Origin of the sequence: Streptomyces sp. NPDC057474 (assembly GCF_042802555.1) — a bacterium.
In the GTDB taxonomy this organism is placed as follows: Bacteria; Actinomycetota; Actinomycetes; order Streptomycetales; family Streptomycetaceae; genus Streptomyces.
The window spans coordinates 30,053-44,261 of record NZ_JBHVDX010000059.1 but is presented as its reverse complement, the minus strand read 5'-3'; the positions used below and the strand labels follow the sequence as shown (position 1 = coordinate 44,261).

General features: G+C 70.3%; 14 protein-coding genes. 6 read left to right on the top strand and 8 right to left on the bottom strand.

Features of this window, described 5'->3' with window-relative positions; translation table 11 throughout:
- Positions 1 to 287: 287 nt before the first annotated feature.
- Positions 288 to 1,442 (bottom strand): 4-hydroxyphenylpyruvate dioxygenase, encoded by a 1,155-nt coding sequence (gene hppD / locus ACFU53_RS18980; RefSeq protein ID WP_383993253.1) that lies wholly within the window; start codon positions 1,440 to 1,442, stop codon positions 288 to 290.
- Between the two features lie 123 nt (positions 1,443 to 1,565).
- Here hppD and ACFU53_RS18975 point away from each other — a divergent pair, with 123 nt between their 5' ends.
- From ACFU53_RS18975 to ACFU53_RS18955, 5 genes are all read left to right on the top strand, one after another.
- Entirely contained in the window at positions 1,566 to 2,048 is a 483-nt protein-coding gene (locus ACFU53_RS18975) for an Lrp/AsnC family transcriptional regulator (RefSeq protein WP_383993250.1), read from the top strand.
- Between the two features lie 22 nt (positions 2,049 to 2,070).
- Positions 2,071 to 2,718, top strand: coding sequence for an ABC transporter permease (locus ACFU53_RS18970; RefSeq protein WP_383993259.1), 648 nt, complete (start codon positions 2,071 to 2,073; stop codon positions 2,716 to 2,718).
- The gene (locus ACFU53_RS18965) at positions 2,711 to 3,973 is read left to right on the top strand and encodes an ABC transporter ATP-binding protein (protein ID WP_383993247.1); all 1,263 of its coding nucleotides are present in this window, start codon (positions 2,711 to 2,713) and stop codon (positions 3,971 to 3,973) included. Before ACFU53_RS18970 ends, ACFU53_RS18965 begins: the two co-directional genes overlap by 8 nt.
- Complete coding sequence (locus ACFU53_RS18960; protein WP_383993244.1) at positions 3,970 to 4,998, top strand: ABC transporter permease; 1,029 nt, start codon at positions 3,970 to 3,972, stop codon at positions 4,996 to 4,998. The genes ACFU53_RS18965 and ACFU53_RS18960 overlap by 4 nt, the downstream gene beginning before the upstream one ends.
- Before the next feature lie 68 nt (positions 4,999 to 5,066).
- Positions 5,067 to 5,978 carry a glycine betaine ABC transporter substrate-binding protein gene (locus ACFU53_RS18955; RefSeq protein WP_383993256.1) on the top strand — a complete coding sequence of 304 codons (912 nt, stop codon included), beginning with the start codon at positions 5,067 to 5,069 and terminating at the stop codon, positions 5,976 to 5,978.
- A 470-nt stretch (positions 5,979 to 6,448) separates the two neighbouring features.
- Here the strand turns inward: ACFU53_RS18955 and ACFU53_RS18950 are convergent, their stop codons facing one another.
- Both ACFU53_RS18950 and ACFU53_RS18945 read right to left on the bottom strand, forming a co-directional pair.
- Positions 6,449 to 7,216, bottom strand: coding sequence for a S16 family serine protease (locus tag ACFU53_RS18950; protein WP_383993241.1), 768 nt, complete (start codon positions 7,214 to 7,216; stop codon positions 6,449 to 6,451).
- A gap of 132 nt (positions 7,217 to 7,348) precedes the next feature.
- A complete protein-coding gene (locus ACFU53_RS18945) occupies positions 7,349 to 7,825 on the bottom strand; it encodes a MarR family winged helix-turn-helix transcriptional regulator (protein WP_383993238.1) in 477 nt (158 codons plus the stop codon).
- Between the two features lie 84 nt (positions 7,826 to 7,909).
- Between ACFU53_RS18945 and ACFU53_RS18940 the strand changes: the two genes are divergently transcribed.
- Complete coding sequence (locus tag ACFU53_RS18940) at positions 7,910 to 8,737, top strand: alpha/beta fold hydrolase (protein ID WP_383993235.1); 828 nt, start codon at positions 7,910 to 7,912, stop codon at positions 8,735 to 8,737.
- A gap of 62 nt (positions 8,738 to 8,799) precedes the next feature.
- On the opposite strand, the gene ACFU53_RS18935 is transcribed toward ACFU53_RS18940, so the two are convergent.
- The 5 genes from ACFU53_RS18935 to ACFU53_RS18915 form a co-directional block, all read right to left on the bottom strand.
- Positions 8,800 to 9,441 (bottom strand): IclR family transcriptional regulator, encoded by a 642-nt coding sequence (locus ACFU53_RS18935; protein WP_383993232.1) that lies wholly within the window; start codon positions 9,439 to 9,441, stop codon positions 8,800 to 8,802.
- 495 nt (positions 9,442 to 9,936) lie between these two features.
- Entirely contained in the window at positions 9,937 to 11,730 is a 1,794-nt protein-coding gene (locus tag ACFU53_RS18930; RefSeq protein WP_383993229.1) for a DEAD/DEAH box helicase, read from the bottom strand.
- Between the two features lie 160 nt (positions 11,731 to 11,890).
- Positions 11,891 to 12,280, bottom strand: coding sequence for a type II toxin-antitoxin system death-on-curing family toxin (locus ACFU53_RS18925; RefSeq protein WP_383993226.1), 390 nt, complete (start codon positions 12,278 to 12,280; stop codon positions 11,891 to 11,893).
- Positions 12,277 to 12,477: a ribbon-helix-helix protein, CopG family gene (locus ACFU53_RS18920; protein WP_037703578.1), complete on the bottom strand. Its 201-nt coding sequence runs from the start codon at positions 12,475 to 12,477 to the stop codon at positions 12,277 to 12,279. The genes ACFU53_RS18925 and ACFU53_RS18920 overlap by 4 nt, the downstream gene beginning before the upstream one ends.
- Positions 12,478 to 12,517: 40 nt before the next feature.
- Complete coding sequence (locus tag ACFU53_RS18915; protein ID WP_383993222.1) at positions 12,518 to 14,002, bottom strand: MFS transporter; 1,485 nt, start codon at positions 14,000 to 14,002, stop codon at positions 12,518 to 12,520.
- Between the last annotated feature and the right edge of the window lie 207 nt (positions 14,003 to 14,209).

Sequence of the window (14,209 nt, the reverse complement as noted above, 5' to 3'; positions counted from 1 at the left end):
GCCCGGCGCGGGGGGGGGGGCGGGCGCGCCCGGGGGGGGGGGCGGCGGCGCTGGCGGGGCCGGGTGCGGGTAAGTGGGGCTTCTCGCGCAGTTCCCCGCGCCCCTGAAAGACCAGGCCCCGCGGGCCTGAAAGACCAGGCCCCGCGGGACTGAAGGACGACGGCGCTGCGGGCCGAAAAGCTCGGGGCGCAGCCCCTGCTTTTCAGAAGCGCGGGGAACTGCGCGAGCAACCACGAACCCTCCGCAGTCGCCCGATCGCAGTCACCCCCGAGCTATGAGGCGCCCGGTCACAAATTGCCCCTCTTCTCCTGCTCCCTCTCGATCGCCTCGAACAGCGCCTTGAAGTTGCCCTTGCCGAAGCCCATCGACCCGTGCCGCTCGATGATCTCGAAGAAGACCGTCGGCCGGTCCTGCACCGGCTTGGTGAAGATCTGCAGCAGATACCCGTCCTCGTCCCGGTCCGCGAGGATCTTGAGGTCGCGGAGGGTGTCGACGGGGACGCGGGTGTCGCCGACCCACTCCCCCAGCGTGTCGTAGTACGAGTCGGGCGTGTTCAGGAACTCGACGCCGGCCGCCCGCATCGTCCGTACGGTGCGGACGATGTCGTTCGTGTTGAGCGCGATGTGCTGGACTCCCGCGCCGCCGTAGAACTCCAGATACTCGTCGATCTGGGACTTCTTCTTGGCGATGGCGGGCTCGTTGATGGGGAACTTGACCTTCAGGGTGCCGTCCGCCACGACCTTCGACATCAGCGCGCTGTACTCGGTGGCGATGTCGTCGCCCACGAACTCCTTCATGTTCGTGAAGCCCATGACCCGGTTGTAGAACTCCACCCACTCGTTCATGCGCCCGAGCTCGACGTTGCCCACGCAGTGGTCGATGGCCTGGAAGGTGCGCTGCGCGGGCGGCTCGACGATGGGGTCGGCGGCGACGTAACCGGGGAGGTACGGGCCGTCGTAGCCGGTGCGCTCGACGAGGGTGTGCCGGGTCGTGCCGTACGTGGCGATCGAGGCCAGGACGACCGTGCCGTGCTCGTCCTTCACCTCGTACGGCTCGGCGACGGAACGCGCGCCGTGCTCGATGGCGTAGGCGTACGCGCGGCGGGTGTCCGGGACCTCGATGGCGAGGTCGACGACGCCGTCGCCGTGCTCGGCGACGTGCCCGGCGAGGAAGTGACCCCAGGTGGTGGCGGGTTTGACGACCGAGGTGAGGACGAACCGGGCCGAGCCGTTCTCCAGGACGTAGCTCGCCGTCTCGCGGCTGCCGGTCTCGGGACCGCAGTAGGCGACGAGGCGCATGCCGAACGCGGTGGAGTAGTAGTGGGCGGCCTGCTTGGCGTTGCCCACGGCGAAGACGACCGCGTCCATTCCCTTGACCGGGAAGGGGTCTGCCTGCCGTGCGGTGTCGGGGATGTGGCGTGTGTGCGCGGAGGTGGCTGCCATGGCCGCAGACTCCTCCCGTATCCACAAGCTGCGCAACAGTTGGCGCTTCTGCTGGACAATCTGACCAGTAGAGAACCCATACTCCGGCTTGTTCTGTACAGGGTGACCATCCCGGGAGGCCTCATGGCGATCGATCATCTGGACGGGCGGCTGATCGTCCTGCTCGCGCGCGAGCCGCGGATCGGGGTGCTGGAGATGTCGCGGCGGCTGGGGGTCGCGCGGGGCACGGTGCAGGCCCGGCTCGACCGGCTTCAGTCGAATGGAGTCATCCGCGGGTTCGGGCCCCAGGTGGATCCGACCGCACTCGGCTACCCGGTCACGGCGTTCGCGACGCTGCAGATCAGGCAGGGGCAAGGGGCGGACGTACGGGCGCATTTGGCGACCGTGCCGGAGGTGCTGGAGCTGCACACGACGACCGGCAGCGGGGACATGCTGTGCCGGCTCGTGGCCCGTTCGAACGCCGACCTCCAGCGGGTGATCGACCGGGTTGTCGGTTTTGATGGCATCGTCCGGGCCGCCACGGCGATCGTCATGGAGAACCCCGTTCCGCTGCGGATCATCCCGCTGGTGGAGCAGGCGGCGGCGGACCGGGAGACGACGATGTAGCCGACCCTGGGGGTACGTGCCGGTGAGCTTCTGGGAGTACGTGGGCAGCTACCACGAGAAGCTGCTGTTCGACGCGTATCAGCACGCCAGCGCGGTGTTCCAGTGCATGGTCGTGGCCACGGCCCTCGGGGTGCTGATCGGTGTCGCCACCTATCGGAGGGAGTGGGCCGCCGGGCTCGCCACGACCACCACCGCCACCCTTCTGACCATCCCCTCCCTCGCCATGCTCGGCCTGCTGATCCCGGTGGTGGGCCTCGGCGTGGCCCCGACCGTGATCGCACTGACGCTGTACGGGCTGCTGCCGGTCGTGCGGAACGCGATCGTGGGCCTGCGCGGGGTCGATCCGGCGCTGGTGGACGCCGCCAAGGGCATCGGGATGTCCCGGTCGCTGCGGATGTTGCGCGTCGAACTGCCGCTCGCCTGGCCGCCGATCCTCACCGGGATCCGGGTCTCCACGCAGATGCTGATGGGCATCGCCGCGATCGCCGCGTACGCCTCCGGGCCGGGCCTCGGCAACGAGATCTTCCGCGGTATCGCCTCACTGGGCAGCGCGAACGCGCTCAACCAGGTGCTCGCGGGCACGCTCGGCATCGTCGCCCTCGCACTGCTGTTCGACGCCGCGTATGTGCTGATCGGGCGGCTGACGATTCCCAGGGGGATCCGTGGCTGACACCGGCACGACGAGCACGACGAGAGCGACCGGGGCGACGGGGGCGACGATCGAGTTGGTCGACCTCAGCAAACGGTATCCGGGCAGTCGGCAACCGTCCGTCGACAGCGTCAACATGTGGATCAATGCCGGCGAGACCGTCGTCCTCGTCGGGCCCTCCGGGTGCGGCAAGTCGACGACGCTCAAGATGATCAACAGGTTGATCGAGCCGTCCAGTGGTTCCATCCGGATCAACGGTGAGGACGTCACCCGCATCGATCCGGTCAAGCTGCGGCGCAAGGTGGGCTACGCCATCCAGTCGTCCGGCCTCTTCCCGCACATGACCGTCGCCCAGAACATCGCGCTCGTGCCGAGAATGGTCGGCTGGTCCGCGTCCCGAATCAAGGCGCGGGTGGCGGAGATGCTGGACCTGGTGGGGCTCGACCCGGGCGAGTTCCGCGACCGGTATCCGCGTCAGCTCTCCGGGGGCCAGCAGCAACGCGTGGGCGTGGCACGGGCGTTGGCCGCCGATCCGCCCGTCCTGCTGATGGACGAGCCGTTCGGGGCGGTGGATCCGATCACCCGCGACCACCTCCAGGACGAGCTGCTCCGCCTCCAGCGTGAGCTGCACAAGACGATCGTGTTCGTCACCCATGACTTCGACGAGGCGATCAAGCTCGGCGACCGGATCGCGATCCTGCGGGAGCGGTCGCACATCGCGCAGTTCGACACCCCGGAGGCGATCCTCGCCGGCCCGGCCGACGACTTCGTCTCCGGCTTCGCGGGCGCGGGCGCCGCCCTGAAGCGGCTCAACGTGACGCGCTTACGGGATGCCGAGGTGACCGACTGCCCGACGGTCGACGTGGGCGACCCGCCGCAGCGGATCCTCGACCGGCTGCGGGCGAGCGGCACCGACGAGGTGCTGCTCCTCGACCGGCGCGGGCGGCCCTTCAAGTGGCTGCGGCGCGGCGACCTGACGGGCGCCAAGGGGTCGCTCGCGCGGGCCGGCACCCCGGTGGGCACCGTGACCGGGGGCGCCACCCTGCGGGACGCGCTGGAGGCCGTGCTGACCGACAGCGCGGGGCGGGTCGTCGTCACCGGGCGGCACGGGGAGTACACCGGCGTCGTGGACGTGGAGACCCTGCTCAACTCCGTCCGCGGGCTCCTGGAGGCCGATCGCCTGGACGCGGTGGAACACCAGCACGAGCTGGAGGAGGCCCGCACCGGGCAGACGCAAGCCGAGCAGGAGGGCGGCGGAGCGGAGGGGCCGGCGTGACGCCCGCCGAGATGGGCTCCACGACCGGGACGGACTCCACGGCCGGGGCGACCGCCCCCGGGGCGGATTCCGCGACCGGGGCAGCCACGGCCGCCGACACCGGATCCGCCGAGCGCGCCGAGGCGGGCTCCACGACGAGGGCCACCGCCACCTCCACCGAGACGGACGTCGCGACCACGCCGGTCGACGTCTCCGAGCCGGGCTGCACCTCCTCGTCGGCCGCCCCGCCCGCGCCGGGTACGGCCCCTCCCGCCGACGGGACCCCTCCGCCGGGCAGGCCCCCCGCCCCCAGGGTGACCTGGCAGAAGCTGACGCTGCTGCCCTCCGTCCTCGTGGTCGTCCTCCTCACCACCTGGATCTGGTTCCAGCAGGCCGAGCTGGACGCGATCTCCGCGAACGCCCTGTCGAACGGGCAGGTGTTGCAGGCCCTGTGGCAGCACATCCAGCTGACCGCGATCTCCACCTTCTTCGTACTGATCATCGCGATCCCGCTGGGCGTCCTGCTGACCCGGGAAGCGTTCCGGAAGGCCACTCCGGTGGCCATGACCGTCGCCAACATGGGCCAGGCCGCCCCGGCCATCGGCCTCCTGGCCCTGCTGGTGATCTGGCTCGGCATCGGGCGCACAGCGGCACTGATCGGCATCATCGTCTACGCCGTCCTGCCCGTCCTCTCCAACACGATCGCCGGCCTGAAGGCGAACGACCCGACCCTCCTCGAAGCCGCCCGGGGCATCGGCATGTCCCCGGCGGAGGCGCTCGCCCGCGTCGAACTCCCCCTGGCCGTACCGCTGATCCTCGCGGGTGTACGCACGGCCCTCGTCCTGAACGTGGGCACGGCGACCCTCGCCACCTTCGGCGGGGGCGGCGGCCTCGGCGTACTGATCACGACCGGGATCACCAACCAGCGCATGCCCGTCCTCGTGCTCGGCTCGATCCTCACCGTCGCCCTGGCCTTGCTGGTCGACTGGCTCGCCTCGCTGGCGGAACTGCTGCTGCGGCCGCGGGGGTCGGAGGCGGATTCGTGAGCCGGCGCACGCCTCTCCTCCTGGCGGGACTCCTGGTGGCCGGCTGCGGGCTGACCAGCGGCTCCCCGATGACCGACGACGTGCTGCCGGGCTCGGTCGGGCAGGGCCGCCCGCTCAGGGGCGCCGAGCTGACCGTCACCTCCAAGGACTTCACCGAGAACCTGATCCTCGGCGCCGTCATGGGCATCGCCTTCCAGGCGGCCGGCGCGGAGGTGCTCGACCGCACCGGCATCCAGGGGTCGTTCGGCGCCCGGGAGGCGGTGCGGAGCGGGGACGCGGACGCCATGTACGAGTACACGGGCACCGCCTGGATCACCTACCAGGGCAACAGCACCCCCATCACCGACCCGCGACGCCAGTGGGAGGAGGTGCGCGACGCCGACCTGAAGAACGGCCTGACCTGGCTGCCGCCCTCCGCGCTCAACAACACGTACGCCCTCGCCCTGAACCGCGCCAACTCCACCACGTACGCCACGAAGACCCTCTCCGACGTGGCCCTGCTGGCGGCGAAGGAGCCCAAGAAGGTCACCCTGTGCGTGGAGAGCGAGTTCGCCAACCGCGCGGACGGGCTGCCGGGCATGCAGAAGGCATACGGGATGAGCCTGCCCACCGGGAACATCACCCAGATGGACAGCGGGATCATCTACACCCAGGCAGCCAAGGGGAGTTGCCTGTACGGGGAGGTCTACACGACCGACGGGCGCATTGAGTCGATGAAGCTCGCGGTGATGGCCGACGACCGGAGGTTCTTTCCCAACTACAACGCGGCCCCCGAGATCAACTCCGCGACGCTGAGGGAGTGGCCGGAGATCGCCGACGTCCTCGCGCCCATCACGAAGAAGCTGAACAACGACGTGGCCCGCGAGCTGAACGCCAGGGTGGACGTGGCCGGCGAGGATCCGCACCGGGTGGCATTGGAGTGGATGGTGGCGGAAGGGTTCGTAGCTGCTCGCCAAGGAGTGCGCATGAGGCCGAATTAGCTCGATCGCGTGATGGTCGGCTTCCGGGCTGGCGCTGCCCTGGTCCGTTCGGGTTGGCGTGATCGTGCGATCTGGGACGCCGGGTACGGCGTCAGCGTGCGGGGCCCCTGTTTCACCGGTGTGATGGTTCAGGGCCTCCCCGTCGCCTCTGGCCATACCCATCTGGCCAGGTCGCGCAGGGCTGTGTCCATCAGCGCCTCCGGCCGCGGGGGCCTCCCGGGCCCGGGCCCGGACCACGCACAGGATGCGTGTCGCCACCCGCGGTCGAGTACGCCGGGGACCAGCTCGCCCAAGACCGTTCGGGGCGCGCGGCTGAACGGACTCACTCCCGCTCAGTCCACAGGAACGGTTCGTGAGGGAGGGCTGAGCGCCTGCCGACTCTGCCGGTCGGCGGCTGTCAGTCGGCGGCTGTCAGTCGGCGGCTGTCAGTCGGCGGCTGTCAGTCGGCGGCTGCCGATCAGCAGCCGGGTTCAGCAGCTGGGTACGGAACCCTTGCCCGTCTCCAGCGCCACGAGCGAGCCGACCGCGCCCTTCAGGGTCGTCACCGGGATGAGGCGCAGCCCCTTGGGCAGTTCGGTCTGTGCGTCGGAGCACTCGGCCTTGGGGACGAGGAAGACGGTGGCCCCGTCACGGCGGGCCGCCTGGGTCTTGAGAGCGACTCCGCCGACCGCGCCGACCTGGCCGGCCGTGTCGATGGTCCCCGTACCGGCGATGACGCGGCCGCCCGTGAGGTCGCCGCCGCTGCCGTCGCCGTCGAGTTTGTCGACGATGCCGAGGGAGAAGAGCAGACCCGCGCTGGGGCCGCCGACGTCGGCGAGACGCAGGGTGACCTCGATGTCGCCGGAGTCCTCGCCGAGGTAGGCGAGGGCCGCCTCGGTGGCCGTGTCCTGGGACTCCTTCATCTCGGCCTCGTTGTACTCCTGGATCTCCTCGCTGGTGTCGCCGCTTGGGTAGACCGCGTCGCGCGGCATGACGGCCTGGTCCGTGCGGAACCAGCCGTCGATCACATCTCCGAGCCCGACGCGGGCGGCAGGCCCCGTCGCCTCGATCGTCGTCATCCGCAACTGCCCGCTGGTCCTCCGGGCCTCCGCGCCGCTGATCGTGATCACCGGCTCCCCCTTGTTCTCGCCCAGGACGTTCGCCGTCATCCCCGGCTGCGCCACGGAGAACGGCAACGGCGCGAACACCGCCGTGGCGAGCAGCCCCACCACGGGCAGGGCGCATACGGCTACGGCCACGGGACGCGAAAGGCTGGAGAGACGAGAGAGCACGGGATCAATCTAACGTGAGGGGTACTTCCGGCCAGGGGCCGGTGGTACCCGGGCCGGTGCTGCCCAGAGGCGGAAGCCGGTGCGGTGGGCCGACGGGCCTCAGTTGACGTCCACGTCCTCGAAGAGTTCGAGGAGATGCGTCAGCACTCGTACGCAGGCGTCGACGTCGGCCCCCGTCAGGTCACCGCTCGCCCGCTTCAGCAGCACACTCTCCCGGGCGACCAGCGCGTCGATGGTCGCCCGGCCGGTATCGGTCAGCCGGATCAGGGAGGACCGCTGGTGCGCGGGGTTCGGGATGGCCTCGACGAGGTCCCGCCCCGCCGCCTCGTTGACCATCCGCTGCACGAACTGCCTGCTCAGCGCCAGCGTCCGGCCCATCTGCGGCACGGTCATGGGCTGCCCGCTCATGCTCAACAGCTCCAGGACCGCGCGTACGCCGACGGGGAACCCCTCCTTGCGTTCCTTCAGCTCCAGCGCGCGGGTCGTCCGCCGGTAGAGGGGACCGAGGACGGCGAACACCTCGGACAGCCGCCCGGCGAGCACGTCGGGCGGCAGCGGCTCCTTGTTCTCTGTCACGGGCTCATTCTCTTCCACACCCCGCTCCGGGGCAGAATGACAACCAGGTTGTCATTCCGCCCCCAATATGACACCTTAGTTGTCATGACTGATGCCTCGCAGGTACTCACGTTCACGTTCCAGTCCGACGACGGTCCGCTCACCTATCAGGACGTCGGTTCGGGCAGCCCGCTCGTGCTGCTGCACGGCGGCTTCACGGACCACCGCATGTGGCGCGACCTGGTGCCCGCACTGGCGGCCGGTCACCGCGTCATCGCACCGGACGCCCGAGGGCACGGCTCCTCCGCCAACGCGAGCAAGCCGTTCCGCCTCACCGACGACCTCGCCGCGCTGCTGCGCCACCTGGACACGGGCCCGGCGGCCCTGATCGGCATGTCGATGGGCGGAGGCACGGCCGTCGACACGGCACTGGAGCATCCCGAACTCGTACGCGCCCTCGTCGTCAGCGGCGTCGGGACCAGCGAGCCCGAGCACACGGACCCCTGGACCAAGGACAGCGTCGCCCGCTACTACGGCGCGCTGATGTCCGGCGACATCGAGGGCTGGCTCGAAGTGGTCGGCGAGGCCGTCGCCGGCCCGCACCGCACGGTCGACGACGTGGACCCCGACATCGTGCGGCGCGTACGGGAGATGAGCCGCGCCACCGCCGCCAAGCACACCGTCGGCGAGACGGACTGGCACGTCCCGGTGACCGACACCTGGGCCCGCGCCACGACCATCACCGTCCCCACCCTCGCCATCAACGGCGCCCTCGACGCCCCCGACCTCATCGCCATGGCCGAACGCCTGGTCACCACGGTCGCCGGCGAGGGCCAGTCCATCTCCATCGAGGGCACCGCCCACTACGCCAACATGGAACAGCCGGACACCTTCAACAAGCACTTGCTGGACTGGCTGAACACGCTGCCATAGCCGTCTCAGCTGCGGGCCGGGCAAGCGACACCAACCGGTGTCACCGCAGCACGCACCCGGCGTCACCGCAACGCGTCGGCCACCTCTCGGGCCGCGTCCATGACACGCGGCCCGACCCGCTCCGGCACGGCATCGGCCAGCATCACGACTCCCACACTGCCCTCGACCCCCGTCACCCCGAGCAGCGGCGCGGCGGCCCCGCTGGCCCCCGCCTCCAACTCCCCGTGCGTGAGCGCGTACCCGGGCCAGTCCCCCGGCTGCTGCCGACCCGACAGAATCGCCCGCCCCGCGGCCCCCCGCTCGAGGGAGTGCCGAAAGCCGGGCCGGTAGGCCACGTGATAGTCCGTCCACGTCGGCTCGACGACCGCGACGGCCAACGCCTCGGTTCCGTCGACGAGCGTGAGATGGGCGGTCGCCCCGATGTCCTCGGCCAACGACCGCAACGCGGGCAACGCGGCCTCCCGCACCAACGGATGCACCTGCCGCCCGAGCCGCAGCACACCCAGCCCGACCCGGGCACGTCCGCCCAGGTCACGTCGTACGAGGCAGTGCTGCTCCAGGGTGGCGAGCAGACGGTACACAACGGTCCGGTTGACCCCGAGCTTGTTGGACAGCTCGGTGACGGTCAGCCCGTGATCGGTATCGGCCAGCAGCTTGAGGACACGCAGTCCCCGATCAAGCGTCTGAGAGGTCTCCGCGGTCACGACGCCCACTCCTTCTTGGTGAGGGCGGCGACCCCTGTCCTGTCACGGCTGATGCGCCACCGGTCCCGTTCGGCGACGCGCTACAGAGGCCGCCGATCGGCTGAACCCGGATGATCCGGGCGGAGTCGCTTCACGGCTGCGCTCCGCGGCGGCGCTGCCACGGGGCGTGTGCGTAGCGGGACAGTAGACGAGCCGGTTCGCTGAGCGGAAGACTCCGTCCAGAATCCGGTCAATGACCGGTACGGACTACTTCGATTTGTCGCGAAAAGTGCAGGCGGGCCTCACCCGGCGCGCACAACCCCACACCCAGCGCATACGTGAACACGCGCGCCCATCCGTCCACCGGCCCCACGCCTGCGCACGCCCTGAACCCTTCGCCCGCGCACATCCTGACCCCACGCGCCTGCGCCTGCACCTGCACCTGCACCTGCGCGTTCTGCGCCTGTGCCTGTGCCTGTGCCTGTGCCTGTGCCTGCGATCGTCCCGAGCCGGACGTCACTTCATGCGGGTGGCCCACTCCTGCACCTTGGCGATCCGCTGCCGCAGCTGCCCCGCCGTGGCCTCGGCACTCGGTGGTCCGCCGCACACACGCCGCACCTCGGTGTGGATGACACCGTGCGGCTTGCCGCACTGATGGGAGTACGCGCCGACCATACCGTTGAGCTGTTTCCGCAGCTCAAGCAGCTCCTTGTGGGTGACGACCGGCCGCCGGTCGGCCGGAAGCTCCACCAGATCGGCCTCGGCGTCCGGCTTCTTGCGGCTGTGTGCGATCTGCCGCGCCTGCCGCTTCTGGAGCAGCAACTGCACCTGGTCGGGCTCCAGCAGCCCCGGAATCCCGAGGTAGTCCTGCTCCTCCTCGCTCCCGGGGTGGGCCTGCATGCCGAACTCGGCGCCGTTGTACATGACCCGGTCGAACACGGCGTCGGACTCGAGCGCCTCGAACGGCAGCATGTCCTGGTCGCCGGTGTCCTCGTCCTGCTCCCTCTCCGCCTCCGCGAGGAGCTTGTCCTCCTCGGCGTACGGGTCCTCCTCGCCCTCCTTCTTCGGCTTGTCGAGGGCGTGGTCCCGCTCCACCTCCATCTCGTTGGCGAAGGTGAGCAGGTCGGGGATGGTCGGCAGGAACACCGACGCGGTCTCGCCGCGCCGCCGGGACCGTACGAAGCGTCCGACGGCCTGGGCGAAGAAGAGCGGGGTGGAGATGGTGGTGGCGTAGACGCCCACGGCCAGCCGGGGCACGTCGACGCCCTCGGACACCATCCGCACGGCGACCATCCACCGGTCGGTGCCGGCGCTGAACTCGTCGATACGGTTCGAGGCGCCCGAATCGTCGGAGAGGACGACCGTCGCGCTCGTCCCCGTGATCTCGCGGATCAGCTTGGCGTAGGCACGGGCGGAGTCCTGGTCGGTGGCGATGACGAGGGCGCCGGCGTCCGGGATGCCCTTCCTGACCTCGGTGAGCCGCTGGTCGGCGGCGCGCAGCACGCTCGGCATCCACTCACCGCGCGGATCGAGGGCCGTACGCCAGGCCTGGCTGATCGCGTCCTTGGTCATGGGCTCGCCGAGGCGCGCCTCGATCTCGTCGCCCGCCTTGGTCCGCCAGCGCATGTTGCCGCTGTAGGAGAGGAAGATGACGGGCCGCACGACGTTGTCGGCGAGCGCGTTGCCGTAGCCGTAGGTGTAGTCGGCGGACGACCGCCGGATCCCGTCCGTCCCCTCCTCGTACGCCACGAAGGGGATGGGGTTGGTGTCGGACCGGAAGGGCGTACCGGTGAGCGCGAGCCGCCGGGTGGCGGGCTCGAAGGCCTCCAGGCACGCCTCGCCCCAGGACTTGCTGTCCCCGGCGTGGTGGATCTCATCCAGGATCACGAGGGTCTTGCGCTGCTCGCTGCGATTGCGATGCAGCATGGGCCGCACGCCCACACCCGCGTAGGTGACCGCGACCCCGTCGTACTCCTTGCTGAGCGGCCCCGCGCTGTACTCCGGGTCCAGCTTGATCCCTATCCGCGCAGCGGCCTCGGCCCACTGCTTCTTCAGGTGCTCGGTGGGCGCCACGACCGTCACCTGCTGCACGACGTGGTGGTGCAGCAGCCAGGACGCGAGCGTCAGCGCGAAGGTCGTCTTCCCGGCGCCCGGGGTCGCGACCGCGAGGAAGTCCCGCGGCTGCTCCTGGATATACCTCTCCATCGCCCTCTGCTGCCAGGCACGCAGCTTGCCGGCGGTACCCCATGGGGCACGACCCGGGAAGGCGGGCGAGAGGTGGTGGTTCGAGGAGGCGGCGGTGGTAGTCACGGTCTCCGGTCTGGGGGTCGAGCGGCTCGGCGGGTAGCCCCGGGCGACTCGCGCAGCGACTCGGACACCTCGGCTACGTATGACAACCGGGCCACCCTACCGGCGACCCGGTTCCGTCAACGCGCGAACGGGACCGGGTCACCCGCAGATGGGACTCAGCTCACATCGGCTGCTCGGCAAGCTCCCGCAGAGCCTCGGAGATGACCTTGACCTCATCCATGTCACCGGTGGCCACGGCGATCACAAGGCGTTCGGCGGCGTCGATGTCCGGTCGGAGCTGCACGTCGTTCATGGCGAGGAAGACGACACAGGAGGTCCAGGCCGTGCGCTTGTTCCCGTCGACCAGGGGACGGTTGATCACGAGCGACTGCAGGAGTGCCGCCGCCTTGCCGAACACGTCGTTGTACGCCTCCTGCCCGAACATCGAGGCAGAGGGGCGGTGTACGGCGGACTCCAGCAGACCCACGTCCCGTACCACCACGTTCTGGTCATCGACGGCAAGCTCGGCGATGGCCAGGGCGTCCTCGGCCGACAAGTAGACGCAGGTCACTTGAGCCGCTCCAGCAGCTCGGCCCACTTGACGGTCTGCTCCTTGGCGGCCTTGCGGACCAGAGCCTCGTGCGCTGTCCTGGCCAGATAGTCGTCCACGGCTTTCAGCAGTATGGCGTGCATGCTGGTGCCCTCCTCCTCGGCGCGCAGCTTCAGAGCTTCCGTCTGGTCGTCGCGGAGACGCAGGTTCATAGCCATACCAAAACGGCACCAGATGGTGGGGTCAAAGCAGTACCACTTAGGGAGTAGCGGCCCGCAACCGCGTAGTCACCCAAGCCCCCACCAACGCCACCCCCGCCATCGGCAGGAACACCGCGACGAAGGCGGCCGGGTGCGAACCGGCGCCGGAGGCCGTGGTGGTGGTCGTATGGGCGACCGCGCCGCCGCCCAGTGCGGCGAAGGCCGCGCCGCCCGCCGCGAGGAGGAGGGCGTTGGAGAGGCCGTCGGACATCTGGAGGGCGGCGGAGTTGGTGCCGGCCTGCTCGGGGGCGGAGAGCTGAAGCAGAAGGACGCTGGTGGAGGAGATGACGAGCCCCATCCCGAAGCACCCGAAGGCCCACGCGACGGCCACGGTCCACACCGGGACGGAGTCGATCAGCGCACCCGGCAGCGTGGTGATCGCCGCCGCGACCAGCACCATCCCCACCGTCATCAGCCGCTCCCGGTACGGCTCCACCCGCGCCCGCGCCTGCACCCACGACCCCAGCGCCCAGGTCCCCCCACCCGCCGCGAGCGAGAACCCGGCGAGCGTCGGCGACAACCCCCGCTGCGTCACCAGCATCAACGGCACGAAGGACTCGGCCGCCACGAACGACCCCGCCGCCACCCCGCGCAACAACACCACCGACGGCAGCCCCCGCACCGCCCGATACGTCCCCCGTGGCAACAGTCCCAACACGGCCGGCACCAGCAGCCCGACCCCCACGACCGCCGGCACGAGCGACCCCCACCGCAGGTCCTGAGCCGCGTACTGCAACAGCCCGGCCCCGAGCGATATCCCGAAGGCGAGCCGGATGCGCCGACGGTCGAAGGAGGAGCCACCCGGCGCCACCGCCCCCTCCGCACCCGCACCCTCCACCGGCCCGGAAGCCTTACGCCGTATCTGCGGCAGCGCCAGCCCCAACGGCAGCACCACCAGCACCGGAATCCCCACGAACACCCAGCGCCAGCCCAGCTGTTCCGTCACCGCGCCCGAGGCGAGCGGGCCGACCACGGACGGGATGACCCAGCTCGCCGCGAAGGCCGCCATGATCGACGGCCGCAACCGCTCCGGGTAGGCCCGCCCGACCACCACGTACAACGCGACGATCACCAGCCCGCCACCGAGCCCCTGCACGGCCCGCCCGAGGACGAAGAGCCACATGGTCCCGGCGGTCCCCGACAGCACCAGACCGGCGGCGAAGCCACCGATCCCCGCCGTCAGCGCCCCCAACGGCCCCCGCCGGTCCGCCCACTGCCCCGCCAGCACCATCCCGAACAAGCTCGTCGTGAAGTACGCCGAGAACGCGAACCCGTACGCCGAGATCCCGTCCAGCTCCCGTGCCGCGACCGGCATGGCCGTACCGACCGCCATGGCCTCGAACGCGATCAGCAGCACGACCGAGACGATCCCGATACTGAGCCCCCGGTAGGAGCGACTCAGCACGCTCTGCTCGCCATCGGCGACAGCGGACGGGGCAGGGCTCTGCGTGACGCCTGTGCCACGCGGTTCGGAGTCGGCCATGCCCGCCAGCGTAAGGGGCACCACCGACATTCGCCCCTGTCCGAAGTCCCCCACCACCCGGGACCTTCGTCGTACGCCCAGCCATTCATGAACGGCGTATGGCAGTCCCGTTGCAGCGCCCCCGCACCACTTGAGCCCCACCCGGGCCCCGCCTACGGTCTACACATCGAGTCCGAAACGACAGGCACCACAACCCTGACGCTTTCG